The organism is Sphingobium yanoikuyae (genome assembly GCF_013001025.1).
GTDB lineage: Bacteria > Pseudomonadota > Alphaproteobacteria > Sphingomonadales > Sphingomonadaceae > Sphingobium > Sphingobium yanoikuyae_A.
This window is the reverse complement of record NZ_CP053021.1, coordinates 3,213,080-3,235,879: the sequence shown is the minus strand read 5'-3', so window position 1 is coordinate 3,235,879 and position 22,800 is coordinate 3,213,080. Positions and strand designations below refer to the sequence as shown.

General features: G+C 54.6%; 33 protein-coding genes. 19 read left to right on the top strand and 14 right to left on the bottom strand.

Annotation, left to right across the window (positions count from 1 at the left end; genetic code table 11):
• Window positions 1-15 precede the first annotated feature (15 nt).
• The 4 genes from HH800_RS15760 to HH800_RS15745 form a co-directional block, all read right to left on the bottom strand.
• The gene (locus HH800_RS15760; RefSeq protein ID WP_137405581.1) at window positions 16-195 is read right to left on the bottom strand and encodes a hypothetical protein; all 180 of its coding nucleotides are present in this window, start codon (window positions 193-195) and stop codon (window positions 16-18) included.
• A 23-nt stretch (window positions 196-218) separates the two neighbouring features.
• Window positions 219-500, bottom strand: a complete 282-nt coding sequence (locus HH800_RS15755) for a hypothetical protein (RefSeq protein ID WP_169861636.1) — start codon at window positions 498-500, stop codon at window positions 219-221.
• Window positions 501-616: 116 nt separating this feature from the next.
• Complete coding sequence (locus HH800_RS15750) at window positions 617-937, bottom strand: hypothetical protein (RefSeq protein ID WP_169861635.1); 321 nt, start codon at window positions 935-937, stop codon at window positions 617-619.
• A 111-nt stretch (window positions 938-1,048) separates the two neighbouring features.
• Window positions 1,049-1,735, bottom strand: a complete 687-nt coding sequence (locus HH800_RS15745) for a hypothetical protein (RefSeq protein WP_169861634.1) — start codon at window positions 1,733-1,735, stop codon at window positions 1,049-1,051.
• Between the two features lie 126 nt (window positions 1,736-1,861).
• On the opposite strand from HH800_RS15745, the gene HH800_RS15740 reads away from it, so the two are divergent.
• Window positions 1,862-2,587: a hypothetical protein gene (locus HH800_RS15740; RefSeq protein WP_169861633.1), complete on the top strand. Its 726-nt coding sequence runs from the start codon at window positions 1,862-1,864 to the stop codon at window positions 2,585-2,587.
• A 207-nt stretch (window positions 2,588-2,794) separates the two neighbouring features.
• Here HH800_RS15740 and HH800_RS15735 read toward each other — a convergent pair whose 3' ends face one another.
• A complete protein-coding gene (locus HH800_RS15735; protein WP_169861632.1) occupies window positions 2,795-2,953 on the bottom strand; it encodes a hypothetical protein in 159 nt (52 codons plus the stop codon).
• A 282-nt stretch (window positions 2,954-3,235) separates the two neighbouring features.
• On the opposite strand from HH800_RS15735, the gene HH800_RS15730 reads away from it, so the two are divergent.
• The gene (locus tag HH800_RS15730; protein WP_169861631.1) at window positions 3,236-4,660 is read left to right on the top strand and encodes a VapE domain-containing protein; all 1,425 of its coding nucleotides are present in this window, start codon (window positions 3,236-3,238) and stop codon (window positions 4,658-4,660) included.
• Window positions 4,657-5,658, top strand: a complete 1,002-nt coding sequence (locus HH800_RS15725) for a hypothetical protein (protein WP_169861630.1) — start codon at window positions 4,657-4,659, stop codon at window positions 5,656-5,658. Before HH800_RS15730 ends, HH800_RS15725 begins: the two co-directional genes overlap by 4 nt.
• 260 nt (window positions 5,659-5,918) lie before the next feature.
• On the opposite strand, the gene HH800_RS15720 is transcribed toward HH800_RS15725, so the two are convergent.
• From HH800_RS15720 to HH800_RS15700, 5 genes are all read right to left on the bottom strand, one after another.
• A complete protein-coding gene (locus HH800_RS15720; RefSeq protein ID WP_169861629.1) occupies window positions 5,919-6,125 on the bottom strand; it encodes a hypothetical protein in 207 nt (68 codons plus the stop codon).
• Window positions 6,126-6,149: 24 nt separating this feature from the next.
• The gene (locus HH800_RS15715) at window positions 6,150-6,548 is read right to left on the bottom strand and encodes a hypothetical protein (RefSeq protein ID WP_169861628.1); all 399 of its coding nucleotides are present in this window, start codon (window positions 6,546-6,548) and stop codon (window positions 6,150-6,152) included.
• 161 nt (window positions 6,549-6,709) lie between these two features.
• On the bottom strand, window positions 6,710-7,627 hold the full coding sequence (locus tag HH800_RS15710) for a DUF6602 domain-containing protein (RefSeq protein WP_206379176.1): 918 nt from the start codon (window positions 7,625-7,627) through the stop codon (window positions 6,710-6,712).
• Window positions 7,628-8,068: 441 nt separating this feature from the next.
• Window positions 8,069-8,260, bottom strand: coding sequence for a DUF6771 family protein (locus tag HH800_RS15705; RefSeq protein WP_169861626.1), 192 nt, complete (start codon window positions 8,258-8,260; stop codon window positions 8,069-8,071).
• A 468-nt stretch (window positions 8,261-8,728) separates the two neighbouring features.
• Window positions 8,729-9,121, bottom strand: coding sequence for a hypothetical protein (locus HH800_RS15700; protein ID WP_169861625.1), 393 nt, complete (start codon window positions 9,119-9,121; stop codon window positions 8,729-8,731).
• A 110-nt stretch (window positions 9,122-9,231) separates the two neighbouring features.
• Between HH800_RS15700 and HH800_RS15695 the strand changes: the two genes are divergently transcribed.
• Together HH800_RS15695 and HH800_RS15690 are read left to right on the top strand one after the other, a co-directional pair.
• Entirely contained in the window at window positions 9,232-9,630 is a 399-nt protein-coding gene (locus HH800_RS15695) for a lysozyme (RefSeq protein WP_169863346.1), read from the top strand.
• Window positions 9,631-9,666: 36 nt separating this feature from the next.
• A complete protein-coding gene (locus HH800_RS15690) occupies window positions 9,667-10,401 on the top strand; it encodes an FRG domain-containing protein (RefSeq protein WP_169861624.1) in 735 nt (244 codons plus the stop codon).
• Here the strand turns inward: HH800_RS15690 and HH800_RS15685 are convergent.
• Both HH800_RS15685 and HH800_RS15680 read right to left on the bottom strand, forming a co-directional pair.
• On the bottom strand, window positions 10,379-11,104 hold the full coding sequence (locus tag HH800_RS15685) for a methyltransferase (protein ID WP_169861623.1): 726 nt from the start codon (window positions 11,102-11,104) through the stop codon (window positions 10,379-10,381). The two genes, HH800_RS15690 and HH800_RS15685, sit on opposite strands and share 23 nt — an antisense overlap.
• 60 nt (window positions 11,105-11,164) lie before the next feature.
• Window positions 11,165-11,482: a hypothetical protein gene (locus tag HH800_RS15680; protein WP_169861622.1), complete on the bottom strand. Its 318-nt coding sequence runs from the start codon at window positions 11,480-11,482 to the stop codon at window positions 11,165-11,167.
• A 168-nt stretch (window positions 11,483-11,650) separates the two neighbouring features.
• On the opposite strand from HH800_RS15680, the gene HH800_RS15675 reads away from it, so the two are divergent.
• The 4 genes from HH800_RS15675 to HH800_RS15660 all read left to right on the top strand — a co-directional run bounded on the left by HH800_RS15675 (window position 11,651) and on the right by HH800_RS15660 (window position 13,564).
• Window positions 11,651-11,860 carry a hypothetical protein gene (locus HH800_RS15675; RefSeq protein ID WP_169861621.1) on the top strand — a complete coding sequence of 70 codons (210 nt, stop codon included), beginning with the start codon at window positions 11,651-11,653 and terminating at the stop codon, window positions 11,858-11,860.
• Window positions 11,857-12,084, top strand: coding sequence for a hypothetical protein (locus HH800_RS15670; protein WP_169861620.1), 228 nt, complete (start codon window positions 11,857-11,859; stop codon window positions 12,082-12,084). The genes HH800_RS15675 and HH800_RS15670 overlap by 4 nt, the downstream gene beginning before the upstream one ends.
• Window positions 12,041-12,394 carry an HNH endonuclease gene (locus HH800_RS29380; RefSeq protein WP_328805762.1) on the top strand — a complete coding sequence of 118 codons (354 nt, stop codon included), beginning with the start codon at window positions 12,041-12,043 and terminating at the stop codon, window positions 12,392-12,394. Before HH800_RS15670 ends, HH800_RS29380 begins: the two co-directional genes overlap by 44 nt.
• Before the next feature lie 93 nt (window positions 12,395-12,487).
• A complete protein-coding gene (locus HH800_RS15660; RefSeq protein ID WP_169861618.1) occupies window positions 12,488-13,564 on the top strand; it encodes a DUF4062 domain-containing protein in 1,077 nt (358 codons plus the stop codon).
• Window positions 13,565-13,784: 220 nt separating this feature from the next.
• On the opposite strand, the gene HH800_RS15655 is transcribed toward HH800_RS15660, so the two are convergent.
• Entirely contained in the window at window positions 13,785-14,450 is a 666-nt protein-coding gene (locus tag HH800_RS15655; RefSeq protein ID WP_169861617.1) for a hypothetical protein, read from the bottom strand.
• A gap of 94 nt (window positions 14,451-14,544) precedes the next feature.
• On the opposite strand from HH800_RS15655, the gene HH800_RS15650 reads away from it, so the two are divergent.
• Genes HH800_RS15650 through HH800_RS15625 form a run of 6 tightly spaced genes read left to right on the top strand, consistent with a single transcriptional unit; the run spans window position 14,545 to window position 19,985 of the window.
• Window positions 14,545-14,994, top strand: a complete 450-nt coding sequence (locus tag HH800_RS15650) for a P27 family phage terminase small subunit (protein WP_169861616.1) — start codon at window positions 14,545-14,547, stop codon at window positions 14,992-14,994.
• Entirely contained in the window at window positions 14,991-16,613 is a 1,623-nt protein-coding gene (locus HH800_RS15645) for a terminase large subunit (RefSeq protein ID WP_169861615.1), read from the top strand. Before HH800_RS15650 ends, HH800_RS15645 begins: the two co-directional genes overlap by 4 nt.
• 51 nt (window positions 16,614-16,664) lie before the next feature.
• Window positions 16,665-17,972, top strand: a complete 1,308-nt coding sequence (locus tag HH800_RS15640) for a phage portal protein (protein ID WP_169861614.1) — start codon at window positions 16,665-16,667, stop codon at window positions 17,970-17,972.
• Window positions 17,962-18,573 (top strand): HK97 family phage prohead protease, encoded by a 612-nt coding sequence (locus HH800_RS15635; RefSeq protein ID WP_206379174.1) that lies wholly within the window; start codon window positions 17,962-17,964, stop codon window positions 18,571-18,573. The genes HH800_RS15640 and HH800_RS15635 overlap by 11 nt, the downstream gene beginning before the upstream one ends.
• Window positions 18,574-18,624: 51 nt before the next feature.
• Window positions 18,625-19,809 (top strand): phage major capsid protein, encoded by a 1,185-nt coding sequence (locus tag HH800_RS15630; RefSeq protein ID WP_169861613.1) that lies wholly within the window; start codon window positions 18,625-18,627, stop codon window positions 19,807-19,809.
• A gap of 11 nt (window positions 19,810-19,820) precedes the next feature.
• Window positions 19,821-19,985 (top strand): hypothetical protein, encoded by a 165-nt coding sequence (locus HH800_RS15625; RefSeq protein ID WP_169861612.1) that lies wholly within the window; start codon window positions 19,821-19,823, stop codon window positions 19,983-19,985.
• Window positions 19,986-20,011: 26 nt separating this feature from the next.
• Here HH800_RS15625 and HH800_RS15620 read toward each other — a convergent pair whose 3' ends face one another.
• The gene (locus HH800_RS15620) at window positions 20,012-21,133 is read right to left on the bottom strand and encodes a hypothetical protein (RefSeq protein ID WP_169861611.1); all 1,122 of its coding nucleotides are present in this window, start codon (window positions 21,131-21,133) and stop codon (window positions 20,012-20,014) included.
• A 105-nt stretch (window positions 21,134-21,238) separates the two neighbouring features.
• On the opposite strand from HH800_RS15620, the gene HH800_RS15615 reads away from it, so the two are divergent.
• Genes HH800_RS15615 through HH800_RS15600 form a run of 4 tightly spaced genes read left to right on the top strand, consistent with a single transcriptional unit; the run spans window position 21,239 to window position 22,765 of the window.
• The gene (locus HH800_RS15615) at window positions 21,239-21,802 is read left to right on the top strand and encodes a head-tail connector protein (RefSeq protein WP_169861610.1); all 564 of its coding nucleotides are present in this window, start codon (window positions 21,239-21,241) and stop codon (window positions 21,800-21,802) included.
• A gap of 11 nt (window positions 21,803-21,813) precedes the next feature.
• Window positions 21,814-21,999 carry a hypothetical protein gene (locus tag HH800_RS15610; RefSeq protein WP_169861609.1) on the top strand — a complete coding sequence of 62 codons (186 nt, stop codon included), beginning with the start codon at window positions 21,814-21,816 and terminating at the stop codon, window positions 21,997-21,999.
• A 3-nt stretch (window positions 22,000-22,002) separates the two neighbouring features.
• Window positions 22,003-22,368: a head-tail adaptor protein gene (locus HH800_RS15605; protein WP_419248207.1), complete on the top strand. Its 366-nt coding sequence runs from the start codon at window positions 22,003-22,005 to the stop codon at window positions 22,366-22,368.
• The gene (locus HH800_RS15600; protein WP_169861607.1) at window positions 22,361-22,765 is read left to right on the top strand and encodes an HK97 gp10 family phage protein; all 405 of its coding nucleotides are present in this window, start codon (window positions 22,361-22,363) and stop codon (window positions 22,763-22,765) included. The genes HH800_RS15605 and HH800_RS15600 overlap by 8 nt, the downstream gene beginning before the upstream one ends.
• Window positions 22,766-22,800 lie beyond the last annotated feature (35 nt).

Here is a 22,800-nt window from a genome sequence, read left to right as displayed (position 1 = left end):
ATCGGATCGTCCACTTCAAATCCCGAAGCTCTCTCGGACATGGGCCTCATATTCCGCCCATTCTGACGCGGTCCACCAAAAGCCCGAAACCTCGAAGCGCGGTTCCTCGACAGGGCGCACACGGCGCGACGCGGGAAATGCGATCACATTGTCGTTGGCGGGCTGGTTGGCATGGTCGGGCTGATGCTTGTTCACGATGGTCCCCCTGTTTGATCGGATCAGCAGACAGCCAAAATATTGAGTTTAGCGGCGGCGGCACGATCGGCCGCGCAACTGTCGCGGAGACGTTCAATGTTCGCGAATGCTTCGGCGGCGTCACTCTGGTTGCGAGATTGTTCGATGACCAGATTGGCCATAGCATCGCGCAACTGGGTGAGGCGGTCGTCAGCGGAGGGGTGGGGCGTTCCAGCCACCATGTGATGGCCAATGTGTGCAGTCATTGCGCCGCACCGCGCATAGTCAATGATGTCATCGAAGGTCAGGCGTGGGTCGATATTCATGGAAATTTCCTTTTCGATTGGGCGCAAAGGTGCCGATTCCGGGGCGCGCCGCTCCCCGGACGGTGTCGTTAAAGTTTTTCGGGAATGGTGGGGGAGGTCAGGGCCTCCCCGGATCATCAGTCGACGCGCTTGGCCCAGACCAGTTCGGCATCTTTGAATGCCCGCTTGATTGCAGTCAGAAAGCGATGGTCGATGTCGAGGATGGCGTCAGCCAGTTCGTTGGCGGTGGCAGCCGAAACAGCACGTCGCTGGATATCTTCGTTGTAACGGTCGGAATACAGGGCCGCAGCGTATTGACCCGCAGCGGTCTGGTAGACGGTAACCCAACGTCCGTAGCCATTCTGTTCATGATAGAAGCTGCCAAGTTGCAGACCAGCGAATGCCAGATCGGCACCAAAATCGTCCGTGATGGTGATTTCTGTGGTTTCGTTATTCATTCTCATTTCCTTTATTCAAAGTTCTCCCGTCTCCAGAACCGCAGTGTGCTCCCGGACGGCATAGGCATCCGGTTCCGGGTGCCCTTATTCGCGGTGAGAGTGAGGTAGCGCTTACGGCGCGCCGACACGGTCCAGATAGCGGTCGTACCCGTTCAAGGCGGCGTGCAGCGCATCATTGTCGTTGAATTCCAGTTCGAGGCTGGTGCCGCCCATGCCAGTGGGACAGGCGAAATAGCGGACAACATGCGCACCGTGCTTTTCCAGAACCTTGCGTGCCGCTGCCTTGTAGCGGTGGTCGCTCAGGATGAACTGAACCTGCGCATTGAATTCACCACTCGGCAGAACCGCGTTGGGCATCAGAGGCATGAGATTATCAACCGACATATTATCGTCCCTGCCACGGGCCGCTTTCATGGCGCGGCGGCGATCGGCACGTGTCAGAGGCGGGGCGATCGTAGGTGCAGGCGATCCGGTGAAGATCAATTCCGGCTGACGATACTTCTCCGGCAGCGTGCAGTCATGTTGACCACGCATACCAACCAACAGCGTCTTGCCGAAAATCACTTCCGGCCATGCAACATCCGCAAACCTAAAAGGCGTGTGGCCGCCAGTCATCCGGGCATATTCCAACACGTAGACAGCCATGGGAAACTTGGTGCCGACCTTGAGCGAATATCGTTCGAACGATCCGCCGATGGCCGACCGGATAGCCTGACCGTCATTGATGTCGATTTCGATCTCGCTGGTGGTCTGTGTCTTGGGGTCGATCAGAAGGGCGGTGATGATGCGGGGTTTCATACTCGATACTGCCTTTAGTCCGGGTTTAAACAGCCGATTGCTGTTCGGTAGGCAGCTTTTCCCACGAGGTGCGATCAACGTCATTCTCGTTTTGGACAAGCCTCAAACCCTGCTATCGCGGCGCTTATGAAGACCCTTCAAGAGCTACAGGAAGCGCTCGCCAAGCGCTTGATTGAAAAGCACGGTTCGGAGGAATTGAACCGCGCGATAGGTTTCCTCAAAGGTTGTGAAAGCATGATCCGCATCAAGCGATTACATTCGCTCGAATGGGCAAAAAATATGGAAGCGCCTATTACCGCTGCTCGTCGTGAATTGGGTATAGAGGCAAAGCGGGCACAAGCGCTGTGTGATTGGCTCAACAGTCGATCTATTGCGTCTTCACAGGGCGGGCGCTTTGTCCCGGCCACACTCCACATCGAACTCTATGGTGTTGCTGATCGTTATGCTGAGCATGTCGTTCTTGAATGTCGCACGAGAATGTCGGCTCGGGCGCTATCGGCAGATTTTGAACACCGGCACGCCGATCGAAATTCGTTAGAGCACGAAGCTATCGAAAAATTAGTACCGGTTCTGGCCTTGGTCTACAGGCTTCAGGACATTCCAGAACCCGAACATTCGGAACTGTTCATGGAGGCGCAGGCAAAATTGGTGGCCGCAGCGCGGGAGCAACGGCACTCGAAATACAGTCCGATGTTCGCTCGGATAGGATATTTGAGTCCGGAAGAAATTGACGTCATGGCACCAGCTTTCAGGGACGATGCTGGATTCTGGGATTTGGTGCGTCGCGTGGCTTCAAAGTTTGATGAAGCGGCAGCACAAAAAGAGCGACGACAACCGCGATACCTGCCTTGAGTTAGACGTTCTAGACCTCCCCTGTCGTATGGGCGGCGGTGATGTCATAGCGAAAATGAAGTTTCGATAGTTTTGCCGAAAAATTTTATCGCCGCTCTGTGCGATAGGGCCACCGTCTGAAAGCTGACGATGGCCCCACCCAATTTGATCACCCCTATTTAGGGAAACTTAAAGTGTATGAACCCATTTGGTTAATGCACTTCATTGTCAGCGATATCCGCCATCTGGGGTGCGATCATAGGTGTTGGCGAAAATATAGCGGCAAAGCGCCAGATAGCGCGGTGTGTGCGGGCGGGCGTGCCTCAATGCGGCCTCAACCTCTTCCATCGTCATGGTCCAGACATTGCGCGCGGTCGTATCAGTCATAAAATTACCTCATCTGTTGACGACCTATTTATCCAGCAGGCGCGCGCAGGCGTTGATAAGGTCACAAAGACGAAAAAAAGATATTGAACGGCGAAATCGCGTTCTGGCATAAATAATGTCGGACGCTGTAGCGGCGACTGGATAATGGTTTGAGCGATTAAGATAAATAATATTGACGGAAGGTGGCACAGATCACTATCGTCTCATTATTACCTCTGAAGACAAAAATCCGAAATCCAGCGCGACCGCTACCGCGCTGGATTTTTTGTTTTCAGGAGATTTATGCACTACGTTGATGTTATTTCTAATCATAAGGAGGCGCTGGAAAAGCGCCTCAACGCAGATGACAAGCCGACCGCCCTCGAAACGCTGGCCCCGCTGCGGTGGGACGATGAGCATGAGGCGGACAACAAACTGTTTCTGAAGTGGGCCAAGGCGAAGGGTCGCGAATTGATCCGCGACCGGGACGTGGCCAAAGCCCAGCACCGGGCGCGCGTGATCGAAGCGCTCGGGAAGTACCCAGCCAATGCCATGGGCCTGATCGAAATTCTTGCCGACCTGCGGCGCGCGCGCGTCACATATAATGGTCTGCTGACAGCCTTGGATGTCCACGCTGGAGAGAGAACTGAAATCCTCATCACCGACTTTGCGCGTGACGCCCGGATCACAGCGGCCGACCTTCGGCTGGAACTGGCACGGGAAGAAATCAATGACGCGGCGGACCAGTGGTTCGCCCGTGCGAAACGGGCGCGGTTCAATGACATCCGCAACTCCATCGCGGCGCGTGCTGATTTCGACTGGCTGGATGTGGCGAGAAATTGCTTTCACACAGGTGAGGATATGTCGGCCGAACTGGTCGCTGCGGTGCTTCGCAAATTCGTCCATCAGGTTGTGAGCAAGATGCACCGAGCGACGGTCGGCTGGCACCTCATGCCGATTTTGGTCGGCCCGCAGGGTGAGGGCAAAAGCTACTTCATCGAAAAGTTGACCGGACCATTGTGCGAACTGATGCGGCAGACCGATTTCAAGGCGCTGACCGATGATCGCAATATCGAATTGTGGAACTCATCGATCCTGTTCCTCGATGAGATGTCATATGCGTCTCGGTCAGACGTTGAGGCGGTCAAGCACGTCATAACCGCCGATACGCTGGATCGCCGCCCCATGCGCTCCAACGGTATCCAACAGGTACGCCAGTGCGCCACCATGATCGGGGCATCCAACAAGGAAGTAGAGGAAAACATCCGCGACGAAACCGGCGCGCGGCGATTTTTTGGTCTGCGGTTCAAGCGCCCGCCAGCGGGTTTCCTGCAAGGACTGGACTGGTCGGCCGCGTGGCAATCGGTCAAGCACACCGATGCCGATCCGCTGGAGGAACATCGCGCAGAGGTTGCACGGATACAGGCTGCGACCCGCTACCGTTCCCCGGTTGAAGACTGGATCGAGAACATTGGCGAATATAGCGCGGGGACCATTCAAGCTGGCGAGAAGTTGCGGATCAAAGACCTCTATGACGACTATCTGAGCCACCGTCGAGCCGTGACCGGCGATCGTGATCCAGTGGTGAAGACCATGGATCAATTCTCTATCGAGCTGGCGCGCCTCATCCGAAACGCTGGCGATGACAGTAAGATGGCCAAGGATAAGGATCGAAAGGGCGCATTCTACATGATGCGCGGGCAGCCCGCGTTGAGGGTGGTCCAATGATCGTCAGCTTGTTTGGTACGCACGTCGTGGCGAAGGGTGAGAAAGCCGGGGAAATCGTTCCCGGCTTTCGTCCCTATCGCGCCGAATGTAGCTGGTCTGAATTCGTGGAGATGCTCCGGGCGGCTTCGGAAATCGAAACCGATCGCTGCAACAAGGTCAGTACCTACTCGATATCAATGGCAGAATTTGAACCGGATAAAAATCGCGGAAATAATTTCGCGTTGGGAGCGGACTGGATCGGGATCGACATCGACAACAAAGAAGGTTTGGTTCCTGATCCTTGGACGTTCGATAGTCTGGCGGCGTGGCTGGATGAGCAGGGTGTCACGCATGTCATCTACACCACGTCCAGCAGTCGAGAGGGGCGCGAATGTATGCGCCTGCTCATGCCGCTGTCAGAGCGGGTCGGACCATTGGAATGGACCGGTTTCTGGCTAGGCTGCAACGAATGGCTGCGCGGCAAGATGGACCCTCAGACCAAAGACATCGCCCGCCTCCTGTTCGAACCGCGCAAATGGTCTGGGGCGGATAATCGCTTCATCGCCTCTCCAGAGCGGCAGCCGCTCGATGTCGATGCGATGTTCGCGCTGGTGCCGCCTGCACCAACCGTAGTCGCCACAGCGCCGGTGGACTTGGCGTCCGCCCGCGCGAGGATGGCAGATCAGGTGCGGATAGAGGGCGATTTGGCCTGCCTTGAAACCTCGCCGATCATACCCACGGGTGCGGTGGATAAGGCCCTTACAGCACCGAAGGGTGGCCGCCTTTTCAAATTTCTCTGCGCATGCTCTGCGCGGGCGATCCGCAAAGGTATTGCGGTGACGGCGTGGGATATGGAGCGATTGGCCGCCAATATGGATGCGGCGCTGGGTGGGCATCGAAAGTCTGATTTGCGCCGGGAAGCTACGCGGGCGATGGAGTGGGCGCAGGGGCAGGTTCTGGACGATGACGCCGCCGCTATCGCCGCGCTCCGCAAGACTATGTCGGCACGATATGTGTGACGGGTATACCCGTCACACTTTCACCAACCCATCACACCTGAAAACCGCAGAAAAACGCCATTTGTGATGGGTGTGATGGGTGTGATGGGTACTTTTAGTTAGTTCAGATAAATTAGAAGAAATAAAAACAGCCGGAGGAATGGGAAATGCCTGTCATACCCATCACACCCGTCACACGGCGCTAAAAACCGCAGAAAACCGTTGGTTTTAGTGTGGCGGGTACGATGCTGAACCCATCACATGTGATGGATACAGGTGGTTCAGTCCATTGTTGCCCGTATTTCAGCATCGTAGCGGCGGCTCAGTTCGAAGCCGCTAATCTGCTGTCCGTCAGGAGAAAGCACACGTATTTGAGCAAAAGGTAGATTCTGCGCCGCCCGAAAATGGGTGAGAGCTTCAGCAGCTTTGGCCGTCGCAGCGACCGCCACCTCTTTGCCGTTGGTCTGCACTCCGATGATTTGATACATGCTGCCTCCTCAATGCATCAGCCCTCAAGAAGGGCTGTCAACCTTACTTCGAATGAAGCTAATACCATCACGGATGATAAAATAGAGGTTGTGTAGGTTGAGCCCCATTGTTTCTTCACCGTCAGTCCTATTTCCAAATACCGCGTTTGCTAGAGGGATTGCATCGTTTGAGGTAGGTTGTTTCTCTACGTCACACTGCACGTGCTTGAAGTGATGCGCGATCATATCAATAATTAGAAATTCAAAAGATTCTTTGCACCACTGCTTTCGCAGATTGCTCGGCTTGCGCGGATGAGTAACACGATCAATGGCATGAAACGCCACCACGCAAGCGAGAAAAGCATGGCGTCCAGACGTTGGATTGCGATGGAAATCGGCGAAGGTCGGATCGACAACCAGTTCCAGATATTGAGATAGTTTCACAACATTTCCACTGCCTGCTTTGGAAAACCTTACTGCTTGCGGTAAATGACAGCAACCAGTCAGCCAGCACGGTGGCGGTCAAGAGGATGTCGAGGGCGGATTGGATGGTGTCGATTGTCATCCTTGCGTGAGTGGATGGCAAAATTAGCTCCGTAGGATAGCTACAGCACCATGCCCCACTCATTCCAATTCCAACCGGCGTTGGTGATTTTTCCTTGATTAATCCCTTTTATGACCTCCGTCGAATAGACAGATTGCGGCCACTGTCGCATTTGTCCGCCGCCGCTTCCCCACAGGCCTGCAAGCCTGTGATAATCAGCCAGATCGCGAATAGCAGCATCATTCCATGCCATTCGCTGTGTAAGGTATCCCAACATGGCACCTATAGGAGTAAAGGGTGCGCCGGATGCATCGGTTGCGGCCGACATCCCGGCTGACACTCCCCATGTACCTCCAAACAAAGTCTCAAGCTCATGTTTTGCGGCAGGATTCCATTCAGCGTTGTAAAAGGGCATGCGAAATGCTGTCCAACAGCCAACATCGCTCAAGCAAACAACATCAATTAGATTAGAAGGATGATCTACTTTCTTGAGGTTCGTAGATAATGCGCTAGTCACGTTCCTCGCTGGATTGGATTTTTCAGATTTCCAAGCATGCGAGTGAGCAAGAATTCCATAGATAAGAGGAGAGTGAAGTTCTTTTTCCGGCGTGCCGATCCTCTTGGAAAAAAGTGACTTAAATATTTTGCACCGGTCAATGGATGCGGAAATATGTTCAGCTTTAAGTGTCGTTTTGCACTCGAAAGCTGCCGCAACACCATCAGCAAGCCAGACTTTCTTCTCTTGTAGCTTTTTGGGGTAGAATGGCTTGAGGACGATGACGTCAATTTGAGGAGACATCGCACCATTTGAGGCAAGCAAACGCCCCTTTGTCACCACCTGATAATTTGGAGGCAGCCATTCACGGAAGAGTGTGGCCCAGTTTTCCTCCCCTTCATCACCTGCCGTTCCGGGGTCTTCGGTCGTTCGCTCGAAAATGCGCTGATATTCAGAGGCCATCTCATCTGTGACCTGTTGCATGAATGTATGTAATGCGTGAGTAGGCTCGACCATTCGAGTATTATTGCGTATTTCTAAAATGGATCAAGGGATCGTCATCGGAGTGACTTAAATTATTTGCTGATTTTGGTCGCTTGCCGATAGTCCGCGTTCTGCCGGTACCACTCCTACCCGCGCAATCGTCGCGTCATATGCTTCCAGCTTTCCTCAATCTGCATCCAATGCGGATCGGTCGGAGCGTCTGAAGCAGGTTTGATCGCCACCGGGCGTCCTCCGCATTGTCTGCATCGCATATGCTGGCCGACCAGTCGGATTTCCTCATGCCATCGATGAAGATAAAACCAGCGCTGGATTTTCCGACTGTCCAGCACCGCCGAATGTCCGCACCGGCATAGGACGTACATATTCGCATCACGCCTTACATAGTGCGCGATCGTCTCCATGCGGACATTGGCGGCCATGTCACAGCGGCAGGATCATCTGGCGGTGATCCACCACCATTGGCGGATGTTCGATGGCGCGCACGATGGTCTGGGCCAGTTCGACCGCAGCCTGTTCGCGCAATCTTTCGTTCGGAGCGGTGAGCGCTACGCGCGCCCAGCCGGGGGCGAGAAGGATTGACTGGGCAACCCAGAGAGAATCGACCTGTTCCATGTGGTGATTAGAACAATACGGGAACAAATCGGCAAGGGGTTGCGGCAAAAAAGATGGGCTGGAGTTCATAACGAAATCGGAATGAAAGGCATTTTAACGAAATGCTATGAAGTTTTCGGCGATCTTGACCCCTGATGTACGATCCCACATAATGGCTGTAGCCGGAAAGTAAGAGTGCGATGGATAGCGCTGCTGCGCGAATGCAAACTCTCATTCGTATCATCTTTGAAGGAAAGATGCCGGAGAGCTTTCGCACTATGTTGGTAGGGCATAACGCCGTTATCGGCGCTGTTCTCGCTGAACCTTTAGGACAAGCGGTACAAGTTGCAATCAAGGATACAGACGGATTGTCTGCCGGAAAATTTCCGGCAGACCTCGTCGCAACTCTCGTAAGTTCGGGGGGGCGTGTGGTCTTTGAAGGGCGCTCGCCGACCACATAATCTTACGAAGTTGGCGATGGCTTCATCTTTATGATGCCTTGCGACGACCACGACGCTTCACCGGCGCTTCATCACCGGCAGCCGCAGCCAATTCCGCGTCCAGTTCACCGGCTTCAACTGACGCCTTGAGCGCCTCGTAGAAATCGCCCAACCGTTCGGCAGGAACGAACACTGCATCCTGACCATTCAACTGGACAGTGCGACGACCAAGGCGCAGGCCAGCCCGTGCGACATCAGCCTTCACTTTATACAAAGTCATCCGCGTAGGTTCTGCACCTGCTTCGATCGATGCCAGCGCGCCATCAATGGAGGCGACGGCCTTGGCGCGACGATCAGCGACAGGATCGCTCTTGGCCTTGCCAGCATTCTTCCATGCATCCGCATCGTTGATGATGAGCGACTGCCAACCCGATTTTGCCATGACTGTTTCTCCGAACTGTTGATGCGGCTGTGTCACTTCGAAGTGGACTGTCTGTCAAGGCTAATTAAGGGAATGAACCATCTGTAAAAGCCCGCACGGGGCTTGCCACAATAAAGCAGTTCGAAGGCTGCGAACTCAAAGCCTATCTCTGTCCAGCAAAGGTTTGGACTATCGGGTGGGGCCGTACCACCAATGTCAAACGCGGCGATATCTGCACGCAGACGCAAGCCGATGCTTGGTTGAATGCGGAATATGATGCTTTCGAAAAGGCCGTCCTGAAAGCGCTAGGAAACGCAAAGGTTACGCCTAACCAACTGGGTGCGATGGTTTCCTTCGCATATAACATCGGAACCGGAGCGTTCGCCAAATCGACGCTGCTGAAAAAGCATGTGGTGGGCGACTATGCTGGCGCTTTGAAGGAATTTGCGCGGTGGAATAAGGCCAAGGGCAGGGTGCTGCCCGGCTTGGTCAAGAGGCGGGCAGCCGAAGCTGGGCTATATTCGAAGTGACGGTTTTAACTAGGTGATGTATCGGATGCCTCAAATATGACGGAGATAGCTTTGCTGGTGAATGACGGCCTTAAGGTGATTTCGGACTATCTTGCCATTGTCTCCAGCAGGCTAACCACACCAGCCATGTATCGGGGACACGCAAATTCCGCTTGGCGGGCTACGCCAACGGCCTTTCGTGATGCAGGATTCGGAATAACCAGCTACGCTGAATTGCTCCGCTGGAAGCAGGTGTCAGGGCGATTTCAAGACCGGCCTCTGTCGGATTTGGAATGGTTGGTGCTGGCGCAGCATTATGGAGTTCACACGCCGCTTTTGGACTGGACTACCAACCCATTGGTTGCACTTTTCTTTGCGTGCCAGCCGGTAAAGCCCGAGGCTGGCGGATTAGTGATAAGCGGCGCTGTTTTGCAGGTCACTCAGGATGAACTGGTGCCTGCGCCGCCGAACAAAGACCCCTTTACGAACTGGGATGGTGGCCCAATACTGGTTAACGCTGAAACGATGAACAAGCGGACGCTCGCTCAAGATAGCATCATGACACTTCATTGTCAGTCGAATTCCCACATGAATGAAGATCACGACCCCAACATTTTCGTCATTGAAGGCGAACAGAAATCGCGAGTTATAGCGGCACTGAAGCTGTTTGGGATCAGTAGCGAGCGAATCTATAATGATATCAATACGGCTGCCCGTGATTTTCAGGAGCAATTGGCCCAGAATGCTGCTGCCGATGTGGCGTTGGGCATCATGCCGCAAAATCAGCCGTGACTATCTCGACAGATGGTGCCACGCCCCGCCATTCATCAATAAAGTACGCACAATCGACGCCGCATCCGGCTTCCAGACTGATGCCGGTGGCTTTGTTGAAGCGCTCATATTTCGCGCTGGTGCGCAGCCGATAATATGGCTGACCAGAATAGGCAAAAGGCGCGCTCATCTGCGGAATGATGAAAGTGCCGTCCGGCGCATACTGGCTTGCGATGTCGATGACGGCCAGATCAGCTTCGCCGCTGTAGCGCGGTCCTGCGATCTTGATTTTCTTCCCGAACGGTGGGTTTGAAATCACCCAGTCAAACTTGCCCAGATCGTCGGGTAGGTTTTGGACATCGGCTTCGATCCAACGCGCCTCTGGCATGACCTTGCGGCCGACAGCGACATAGCTGGAATTCATTTCCACACAGGTTATTTCCGGCCGATCATTCCAGCGTCGACCGTGCCAGTAGGCCGCATATGACAGGCCGCCGATACCCGCGCATAGGTCGAGGATGCGTTTGCCAGACACGTCCAGCGCCATGTCGAAGGCCAGTCCAAGCGGTGTGAAAAACGCACCGGCCGCTGCATTGTTGTGTTCTGCGCCTTCATTCCAGTGCTGGATTACGAATTCGCGTTCGTCCAACGTCAGGACATCCTTGGTGAGTAGATCGCAGGCCAGACGATGCTGTTTGACCTGTGCGTGGGATAGCTTTGCCATCCCATATTTAGGTTATCCGATGATGGCTGGCCCGAAGGGCCGGAACCGTTGGTCCCGCCTCTAAGATGAAGTTGTTCCGCCTAGTCTCTTTGTCTCAATCGTCGGGGCGCACGTCTCATACATGCCGCCGATCGTTATCATTTTGGCCTCACGGCCGGTCCAGTAGGTGCATGTTTTCAGCATGGCGATCTTATTTGCTGGATCAGCGCATTCTCCATGGTCGATCAAAATAGACTGTTGGCTGATGACGATAGCGGCTTCGCCAATGGCTATGGTTGCACATATCCACACCGCTGCTGATCTGACGGGCGCGTTCCAGTTCCAAAGTCTTATCATGCGGATTGCATAGCCGCTGTCGGTTAAAGTTGCGTCTATCAAGAATTGACCAAATACCCTTTTATCAGGCCTTCTGGCTGCTGCTGAAGTAAATAGTCATATGGATGACTATGACTTCGCAATTCTTGCGCTTGAGCGCATTCTCGATGCCATCGACAAGCTGGTCGATGCGGCCGAAACCATTATCGATGCGATGCCGGAGGTTGGTCAGTGATCCATCTCCGAGACGCCTTCATATTCTCAGCACTGGGCAACCTGCTGATGCTCTGCGGCACCGGGTGTGCCAGTCTGGCCTATGGCAGTTGGGTGCCGATGCAGGTCGGCCTGACCATCACTTCAACGACATTCCTTACCGCTGCCGCTGCCGTCTTGCCGCTGGTTTGGCTCAACCTCAAGGCAGCGATAGGAGAGGGCAAATGACCAACGAACCCACAACGCACATGGTCGCCGAAGTGATCGTTCGGGAAATGATGGGCTGGGATTCCAAGGCCAACGAAAAGCAGCGCCGCAATGAACTCTATGGGCTGGCCGACGCCTTGATCCGCTACTTTGCTGTGTTCAAACCTACAGCCAAGATTTTACCCGGTTTGCCGGGCGGCGATGCTCTCAATCTTGGTGGCTCGTGGGATGGAACGGCGGTCTGACGCTGCGGCCGAATATCGGCGATGGTATGGGTGGAAGGCGTGGAAGGTAAAGCGTCTGGCGCAGTTGCGAGCGGAACCGCTATGTCGATATTGCGAGGCGATGGGCGTGACCAGCGCTGCCACGGTGGTTGATCACATCATTCCCCATCGCGGCGATCATGACCTTTTCTGGCATGGTGAGGTCCAGTCGATGTGCAAGACCTGCCACGACGCTGCAAAGGCGCGGCAGGAACGGATGGGCTATGATATCGCTTGCGATGCTGACGGCTATCCAATCGATGCGGGGCATCCAAATGGACCACGTAGCTGACGATGATGCCTCATGCGATACTGTCCGCCTTATGGACTTATCTGCGGACTTGGGTAGGTTTCGCTCCTTAATCCCAAGGGGGAGGGAGTACGCGTGCACGAAAAGCGATATCAGGTCTTCATCAGTTCGACATATGAAGACCTTCAGGATGAGCGCCGCGCTGTGCAAGATGTGGTTATCAGTATGGGTGACTTTCCTGTCCAAATGGAGTCTTTTCCAGCGGCCGATGAAGATCAGTTCGAATTTATCAAATCTCTAATTGATAAATGTGATTATTACGTTCTCATTATTGCCGGGCGTTATGGCAGTGTGGCTGATGATGGTCTAAGCTATACGCACAAAGAATTCCTGTACGCTGTTGAGCGTAATGTTCCGGTTCTCGTAATGCTTCATGGCGAGATTGGTAAGATAACGGCTGATAAGATTGAGAATACTGATGCTGGTCGGAATCGTCTGAAGGAGTTTATTGCGGAAGCTGAGCGTAAACGTTTGCGAAAAAACTGGACAAATCTTGGAGAATTGAAGCTTGCGGTCTATGAATCGTTGGTTTTGGCTAAATCAACTAAACCGCGCACTGGTTGGGTCCGTGGAGACGCTGTAGCGAGCCTTGATGCTTTGGAAGAGTTGAATCAGGTCCGAAAAGAAAATCAGGAGTTCCGAGAGGCGTTAGGAAACTTGGTGGTTGATATACCGCTTCCCACTTTGCCGTCTGCCAGTGACTCCACCACTATAAATCTATTGCCCATCATATCCGGAAATGGCTTCGTTCAAAAGCAAGGAAGCGCTGCAACGATAGAAGCGTCGTGGATTTCCTTTTTTCCGGTAATATTCTCTCACATAGATATTAGTACAAGTGATTGGGATGGCTATTATTATTATAACATAGATTACGACAAATCTTGCATTGCGATAGGTTCAGCTATAGCGGGCGATTTGGTAAAGGAAGATACTTATGGCTTGTTCAAAATAGCGCGCAAATCACTAGATAGGCTCATTGCATATTATACAGAAGCTGGGTTGATGCGCGCCGACAACAATGGGCAAAGCCCATTCACCACGGAAGCGGAAAGGGTTGCCCGCCGGTTTTATATCGCAGCGGCATTGTCGACCTTCAAAATTGTCGAAGGCGAGATTTCGATTACGGACCCCGCCCTTGAAGTCCCATTCTAGTGCTGTTCGGCGACCTTGCGAATAGCTGCCCTCAACGCAAATGCATGTCTGACACGCGATCGGGTGTCCGATGATAAATAAATGCGGCGGGTGATAACCTCGTTCGGCGGGGCCGTGGCCCCGACCCGATGGGAGGGGGTAGTCCAAGGACTACGCCCCTTTTGGCGCTGCACCGCGCCCCTAATAACACGCGAATCTCCGCGAAATTTCAGATTATTTTTCAACCAGAGAACGAACCGTTTTGAAGGTCTTCGCGAATTTTCTTTTCGGCATCAGACAGCGCTTCGTAGAATTCGTCGACAATCTTATTAACCGTATTGCTAGGGTATTGATCCGGTTCATAACTGCCTTCTGAAGTCTCTTGGGCTACCTCGAACGACCCATCACTGGCTTTAGACCTTGCCGACGCGACTAGTTTCCTAACCTCTTGGCTAAGGGCTGTTGCGTGATTTAGCAGGAATTTCTTCAACTGCCTCTCATGTTCTGGAAGATTTTCTGCAATTTCTCGTTGAGCATCCGACCAGTCCAAATCTGGTGCCCAAGCATCCGGCATTACACCGTAGAATATCTTTAGGAAATCTACAGCGGCAGCGTGCTCTCTCTCAAACATCAATTCCTGTCGTTTGAGAATAAGCCTATTTCTATCTGCACCGAGAATTAATTCTGATTTATGGGTTTCAAGTTCTCTGCCAAGAGTAAGCTTATGCGTTTCAAGGTCTTTGTTCAGCGCGGATTTGTGTGTCTCAAGCTGCTCTTTTAAGCTCGCCTTATGGTGCTCAATAGCGCGTGAGGACATGATTTTCCCGGCTACGCCTCCGATACCAGCAGCGATTACGCCGACACCTCCCAACGCCCCAACCACTTCCATCACGCTGCTGAAATCCATTTCGTAACCTCGCAAAAAAATAGCTCATTCGCGCGCCGATTTTCGTTTCGCAAGCGAATTGGGATCGGAAAGCATCGCCTAGCCTAAATATTGGATGGCACGACCATCAAAACCGACCGAAATCAAGCTACTTAGCGGTAATCCGGGTAACCGACCGCTGAACCTGACCGAGCCGCGTCCTACGGGCGGGCCTGTTCGCCCAACCGTGATGACACCAGCAGCCAAGAAAATCTGGGCCAAGCTGGTCACGGCAATGCCGGATGGCGTTTACACCACCGCCGACAGCCATTTGCTGGCCGCCTATTGTGAGGCTGTCGCCGCGCACCAGCGGGCCACGCGCAAGATCATGGAAGGTGCTGACGAAATCGTCGGTTCGACTGGTCAGACGAAGATCAGCCCTTGGTTCAAAGAGCAGGCCGACAGCGCCCGCCTCATCGTGACACTGGGCGCAAAACTGGGCTTGGACCCAGTCAGCAGACAGCAAATCAATGGAGGCGAGGACAGCGGGCGCAACGCTTATACCGGTGACTTCGACATCAATTGAGTTTTGCGCCTGACGCGCCGGTCATCCTTCGAAACCCGACCCGCGCCGATAAGATCATCGCCTTTCTCAACCGCCTGCCGCTGGTCGACGGGGTCGCGGTTGGACAGCGTTTCTCGGTCGATCCTTGGTTGGCCGCGTGGATACGCGCGATCTATGAACCTGAATATGATGATGGTCAGCGCGTGGTGCGTAAGGCCGTCCTTTCGGTGGCCCGAAAAAACGCGAAGTCATATGCGGTGGCTGGGCTGCTGCTTTGCCACCTAATCGGCCCGGAAAGCGTCCAGAACGGACAGGTTTTCTCATGTGCGGTCGATCGATCACAGGCCCGCGTGATCTTCGACATGTGCGCCAAGATGATCCGAATGGAGCCGCAACTTCAGCATTGGCTCCAGATCACCGATTCCAAGAATACCATCTTCGTCAAACGCACGGACACCAAGGCGCGTGGATCAAAATACCGCGCCCTTTCCGCCGACAGCGCCACCAAGCATGGCCTTGGTCCGACATTCTTCGTCTATGATGAGTTCGGCGAAGCCCGCGATGACGACCTGTGGAACACCATGTATGACGGCCAGCAGGCGGTCGCATCGCCGCTGGCTGTCGTTATCAGCACGCAGAACCACGACCCCGAACATCCACTCTCCAAGCTGATCGACGATGGTCTCAGCGGGCAATCGGACCAGATAGTTTGTCACCTTTATGCCGCCGAAGAGGGGTGCGCGCTCGATGACCGCGAACAATGGCTAAAGGCCAACCCGGCGCTCGCGACGTGGAAATCGTGGAAACCGATAGAGGAAGCTGCTGCCGAAGCCATCCGCATGCCCGCCAAGGAATCCAATTTCCGTCGCCGATATCTCAATCAACGGATCAGCCTGACGGCGTCGTTGATATCTCGCGCCGATTGGAAGGCCTGTGAAGCGTCATATGAACTGGCTGATGGTGAGCCGATCTATCTGGCGCTTGATATGTCGAAAAAGGTCGACCTCACCGCACTGGTGGCTGTGACCTGTGGTGCGCACGATGAAACCCGCACGAAATCGTGGTTCTGGAAGCCGCGAGATGAAGTGGAGGATCATGTCCGCCGCGATCGCGTGCGCTATGACTTATATGCCAGCCAAAAACAGTTGAACCTTTCGGCGGGCAGGGTGGTCAGTCCACGCGATGTCGCAGCCAAGATCGTCGAACTTTGCGGCAAATATGATGTCCGCGCCCTTGTGTTCGATCGCTGGGGCACCGACGAACTGCTGCGTATCTTTGATGACATGGGGTTTGCTTCTCACCGCGACGGCGAAAAAGATGAGACCGGGCTGAAAATCGTCGCATGGGGGCAGGGGTTCAAGGATATGACGCCCGCAATTGAAGCCTTTGAGCGCGAAATTCTCACCGGCGCGCTCAAGCATGACGGGCATCCGCTGCTGACCGCCAATGTGATGAACGCGCAGGTCGAGAGCGACAAAGCAGACGGACGAAAGTTCAACAAGATCGCATCTCGCTTCCGCATCGATGGTGCGGTCGCACTGGCGATGGGACTGGGTTTTAAGGCGCGTAATCGCCCGAAAGCCGATGCCTATAACCCGTTCGAAGACCCTGATTTCGACCTCCTGAAGTGGGCTTCATAGCGCCTTCACCGGGCGGCGATCGGCATTTCATCGACCAGCATAAATATCGATATGCTGTTCAACATTTTTGGAGCCGAGCGTCGGTCACATAGTCTAGAAAATCCGAGCGTTTCGCTGACTGATGCCAGCGCGTGGTCTGCGTTTTTCAATACCGCCTCATCACTGACCGGCGAAACCATCACGTTCGAAAAGGCGCTGTCGATCCCTGCCGTTTGGGCGGCGGTCAACGTGATCGCGGGCACCATCGCTCATCTGCCGTTCCACCTGTTCAAGACCCAAGGTGCGGTCACCGAGAAGGACAGCGCCAATCCGCTCTATCGGGTGATCCACGATCGGCCCAACGACATCCATACGTCATATGCTTTCCGCAAAATGCTGGTCAGCCGCCTGCTGCTGGATGGTCGCTTCCTGTCGATCATCGTCGCCGATGGCGCTGGTCGCACGACTGGCCTGATCCCGGTTCCAGTGTCCAAGGTCACGATCAGGCAGCAGATTAGTGCCCGTGGGCTGTCACGATCTTACACGATCGACGGTGTCACATATAGTCACACCCAAATTCTCGATTTCACCCTGCTGGTGGCCGATGATGGCGTCTCGACCATATCGCCGTTGGTCGTCCATCGCGACACGTTCGGGCTGATGCTGGCTGCCGAACGCTACGCTTCGACGCTGCTGGTCAATGGTGGCGTGCCGCCGCTGGCGTTGGAGACGCCCGCTGCGTCCTCCCCAGAAGCGAACACCCGTGCCAGCGAACAGATTTCCACGATCATCGCGGCAAATAAGCGTCATGCCAATAAGGTGCTGCCGCTTCCCACCGGTTTCAGCCTAACGCCCATCGGCGTCAATGCCCGCGACCAGCAACTGCTGGAACTGCGCCAGTTCCAAATCGGTGAAGTGGCGCGAATCCTCAATATCGCGCCCGCCATGCTGCACGACCTGTCGACCGGGACATATTCCAACGTCGAACAGCAAAACCTCAATTTCGCGCAGCACACCATCGTCCCGCTGGTTGAACTGATCGAGCAGGAAATGAACGCCAAGCTGTTCGGCAAAAAGAACAGCAACAGCTTCGTCGAATTCGACCTTGATGGCCTCCAACGTGGCGATTTTACCTCGCGGATGACGGGGCTGGCTATGGCGGTCAACACCGCTTTGATCACCCCAAACGAGGCGCGCGCGCTCGACAATCGTCCACCGCTGGAGGGTGGCGACGAATTGATGATCCAAGGCGCGACTGTGCGCCTCAAGGCTCAGCCCGACACCGCAGCATCCGAGGCGGCTCAAACCCAGCCCGAACACCAACAGCCTGCCACGCAGGATGAAACCAATCCTGTGGAGGATAATGAAAATGCAGAATGAAACCCGCCATATGGCGCTGACCGACTTTGAACTTCGTGAAGCCACCGCCGAACAGAAGCGCGGATATGGCTATGCCGCCATGTTCAACAGCGACAGCCTTGATCTTGGTGGCTTTATCGAACGCATCGAACCCGGCGCGTTCGCCAGATCGCTGGCCGAAGTCGCCGCTGGCACCCGCAACATCTATGCGCTGTGGGCGCACGACACTTCATTGCCGCTGGGGTCTACCCGATCAGGCAAGCTGGTGCTGGGTGAGGATGCGCGCGGCCTGACCTTCGACCTGTCGGTCGATCGGTTCACTGACCAGCAGCGTAGCGCCCTTGAGGATGGCGATCTTCAGGTCAGCTTCGGCTTCCGCGTCCGCGAAGATCGTTGGGAAAAGCGTGATGGCGACATCATCGTCCGCAGCCTGATTGACGTCGACCTCAGCGAAATCAGTTTGGTGATCAACCCGGCTTATCCCTCGACTGAAGCGGCTCTTCGCAGTCTGGATGATTGGCGTTCAAGTCAAAAGGTCGCTGAGCCCTTCAAGGAAGGCGATGTTTCGACGGAATTGGTGAAGCGGTATCTGTTGTTCAGGCTCGGTCGGCGCGGCCTATAATGGCGTTTGCATAAATAACTCCGAACAAATTGTTTGGAGAATTCTTATAAAATGAATGCAAATGAACTTCGTCTGAAGTCGGATGAAATTGCCAATCAGGCACGCGCTCTGCTCAATACTGTCACCGACGAAAATCGTGGTGAAAAGGAAGCCGAATTTGACCGTATGATGGACGACGCTGATGCGTTCGCCGCACGCGCGGAGCGCATGGCAGGCGCGGAAGCCCGCAGCCGTGAATGGTCGGCCATCGCCACCGAAATTCCGTCCCAGTCCGTTGAGGTCGAAGCCCGTTCCGGTGGTCTATCGGAAGAGGATGTCCGCGCCGGTATCTTCAATGAGTATCTGCGCGGCGTGGTTTCGTCTGCTGAGGTCCGCGCCGCTGGTGTTGCGACCAATGCCGCCGGTGGTTTCACCGTCCCGACCGACCTGTCATCGACCCTGATCGAAACCATGAAGGCCTATGGTCCGCTCAACGTCGGTGGCCCGGTCAACTATCTGATGACCGAGTCCGGTAACCCGCTGAATTTCGCGACCAACAACGACACCGCGAACAAGGCGACCCTGATCGCAGAAAACACGCAGGCCGCAGATAGTGACGTGACATTTGGCCAGATCAGCCTTGGCGCTTACAAGCTGACGAGCGGCGTTTTCAAGGTTTCGAGCGAACTGATCGCAGACAGCGCGATTAACATCACCCAGTTCGTTGGGCAGGCGATCGGCGAGCGTTTCGGGCGTGGAATTAACGAACTGCTTACCACGGGCACCGGCACTGCTCAGCCGCAGGGCATCGTGACCGGCGCTTCGGTCGGTAAGACTGCTGCCGCCACCAACGGTATCACCTATGATGAACTGATTGACCTCTATCACTCGATCGATCCTGCCTATCGTGGCAACTTCGCCTTCATGTTCCATGACGATGTCCTCAAGGTGCTGCGCAAGTTGAAGGATGGTGAAGGCCGCTATGTCTGGACCCCGGCGAACGGGCCGATCGCGGAAACCATTGTCGGTCGTCCTTACTTCATCAACAACGACATGGAAGCCACTCTTGCCACTGGCAAGCGCACCGTCCTCGGTGGTGACTTCTCGAAGTATACCGCCCGTATGGCCGGTGGCCTTTCGATCAAGCGTCTCGACGAACGCTATGCCGATAGCGATCAGGTCGGTTTCGTCGGCTTCGCGCGTATCGACGGCAAGGTGATGGACCCCAGCGCCATCAAGGTTCTGGTTCAGGCCTAATGAAAGCCAGATTGCTGGTGGCGCTCGCTGGTGACCCTCATCGGGAAATCGGCGACACCATCACCGGCGAAGATGCTGTCCGGCTCATTGCAGCCGGATATGCTGAACCGGTCGAGGAACGCGCAACGATCGCCCTGAGCAAGGAAAAGGCGGTCAAAAAGGCCAAGGCAGAATGAGAAGGGGCGGGAAACCGCCCCTATCGTTAACGGCCAAAGCTGGGAAAAGTCGGCATGAGCGGCTCTCTTCGAAATGAATCCGCTGGATTGAACGGCTCATGATCGCCTTTATCGGCGGTGAGGGTTCGCCAATACTGCTGAAAGAATTGAGCGCAGGTCATGTCCGCCAGCTTAATTCGGGTATCATGCATCACAAACTCATGCTCGAATGCTTTTGCCAATTCATCTTCGATGACAGATTTGTCGCTAGGCGATATCTGAAATGCTGTCGCGACAATTTCACAGTGATCCTGCACCTTTTGTGCGATCAGTTCGACATTCTGCCGATGAAAGGCAAAACCCAGAAATACGATACGATCAGCATTGCCTATCGAAGCGCGCATCGCCGCAAGTTCATCTCCCTCTTCCACACGTTCCGTGAAGGTGCGAACTTGTTGTGCGACCGCTGCCAGTAGGTCGGGGGAACTGCTTCCAAACTCTATGCTAGGCGCATCCCCCTGTTGCCATGGAAGCCTGCCCGCGACGCCATAGGGTCTGTGAATCTTCAACGTCGGCATAATCTCGCGGATCGCTGAGACATCAAGGCCGTAATAGGCGGACAGCGAGATCGGAAGATAATGTTCTAGGCAACGATCATAATTGAAATTTATGATTTCAAGGTTCTTGAAAATTCCGTCGACTTCACTCTTGCGAACATTTTCAGTAAGTAGCTTTGTGAGGCTGCTATACCACGTCTCAGAAAAACGACCCAAGTCAATTAAATCTTTACGATGATCATTTACTTTGAAATTAGAGCTACCCTCTTCTGCTAAGAGGATTGATCGCACAATTCCGAGTTTGCCGACCAATTCAATTTTAGGGTCTTCGAGTGCGTCAATCACATTGTCAATCGATATCGCTTGCGCCGCTGATATGATTAACTGCCTTCCAGCTTTAAGGTGTTCATTTGTCTTGGGGAATTCCCTAACTTCTTGCATGCAAAATTTTATGGCTTCTAAAAGTAGTTCGTCGCCTGAGGATTGCCTGAAGTGCTCGAACTTGATGTCAAGCAGTCGCGTTATCCTTTTCAGCAGATCCGCGCCCATTGGGAGCCCTACTTCGACGCTCGCGCCTGCGCCGATTACTAGCACGGTCTTGGCTCTGAACATGCTGATTGCACCTCTCGAAATTTGTGTGACTTTTATCTTCACTATGGCGTCTAATCAATCGGCACTTATGGGGACGTTGATCGACGTTTGATCATAAATACGTCCATGAATTGGACCAAACTCAAGCGTATCGCTGCCCCCACGATCCCCGTTTTGACCGTCGACGACGTCAAGCGCCACCTCAATATTGCCCACAGCGATGAGGACACGCTGATCGAAGTCCTGATCGATGTTGCTGCGGAAGCGATCGATGGTCCGAATGGTATCGGACTGGCCCTCTTGCCCCAACAGTGGCGATTGTCGCTCGACCGTCTCGATAGCGTGATCACCCTGCCGCTGCACCCGGTCCAGTCAGTCCAGTCTGTCACAGTCTACCCCGATGGATGGACCAGTGGGATCATCATCGAACCGGATTCCTACCATCTCGACACGGATCAGCGCCCGGCGCGGATCATCTTCGATACAAAAGTCGCAGGCTGGAATGCGCCAGTAAAAATCGAATTCACCGCAGGCTACCTGACACCCGATGACGTTCCCGCCGACCTCAAGCATGTGATCCGCCTGCTGGTCGGCCATTATTACATGCATCGGGAGGCGACGTCGGAAGCGGCCATCAAGGAAATTCCGATGGCTGTAGCGTCGATCCTCCAGCGCCATGCCGGTTTTTGACTAAATATCCGATGACAGTGAAATTCCTGCGCGATTTCGATTATCGCGAAACCGATTACAAAACGATCGCATATCTCGCGGGTTACGCGGGTGAGGTCGACTATGAATGTGCCATCCGCGCTGTTGAGGCTGGTGCGGCCGAACTGGATGACCCCCACGAAATGCTCCCGCCCATCGGCGAGCAAGAGGACGCCTAAGCGATGGCTTGGCGCGCGCCGGGGGCGGGAGCGCTGGGTGATCGTGTGACCATCCGTCGCCGATCCAGTGTCTCAGACAACATGGGTGGCTGTGAAGATAGCTGGGTTGACCTGCTGGTCGATCAGCCTGCGCGCATCGTCCAGACACGCGGCGGCGAAAGCGTCCAGTCTCAGCGGTTGAGCGGCCTTGCGCCAGCCGACATCCTCATGCGTCGCGCCAACGACACACTGGCGATCACCTCGGCTGACATCGCCGTCGATGCCCGGACTGGTCAGACCTACAACATCAAATGGGTGGGATCACTGGAGGATGGCCGCAAATCCTTCCTGCTGCTGGCTTGCACAGCGGGGGAGGTGACCAATGGCTAACATGTGGTCCCTCGATATCGATATGCGCCAGTTCGCCGATGACCTGCGGCGTCTACCCGCGCAAATGCACGATGCTGCGGCCAGCGTGAACAAGAAGTCGGCCGATGAATTCGAACGGACCGTGCGCCGCAATATGCCTCGCTCGGACGAAGGCCCACATATTGCCGACACCATCGGACACACGTTGGGCGATGCCAAATATGCTGAGCATATCGTCGCCATTGGTAACGATCAGCTTCCATATTCGGCAGCGCTGGAATTCGGCCACACGCTCAACGGCCAGTGGATCGAAGGCGCACATGTCTGGCAGCCTTCGAAGAAACTGGTTGTTCGCAAGCATCGCAAGGCGCTGGTTCGTGCGCTGCGTAAACTGATCCGAAACGCGGTGGGTATGTGATGGCTCGCGATCCATCCATTCCGCTCCAGCGATCC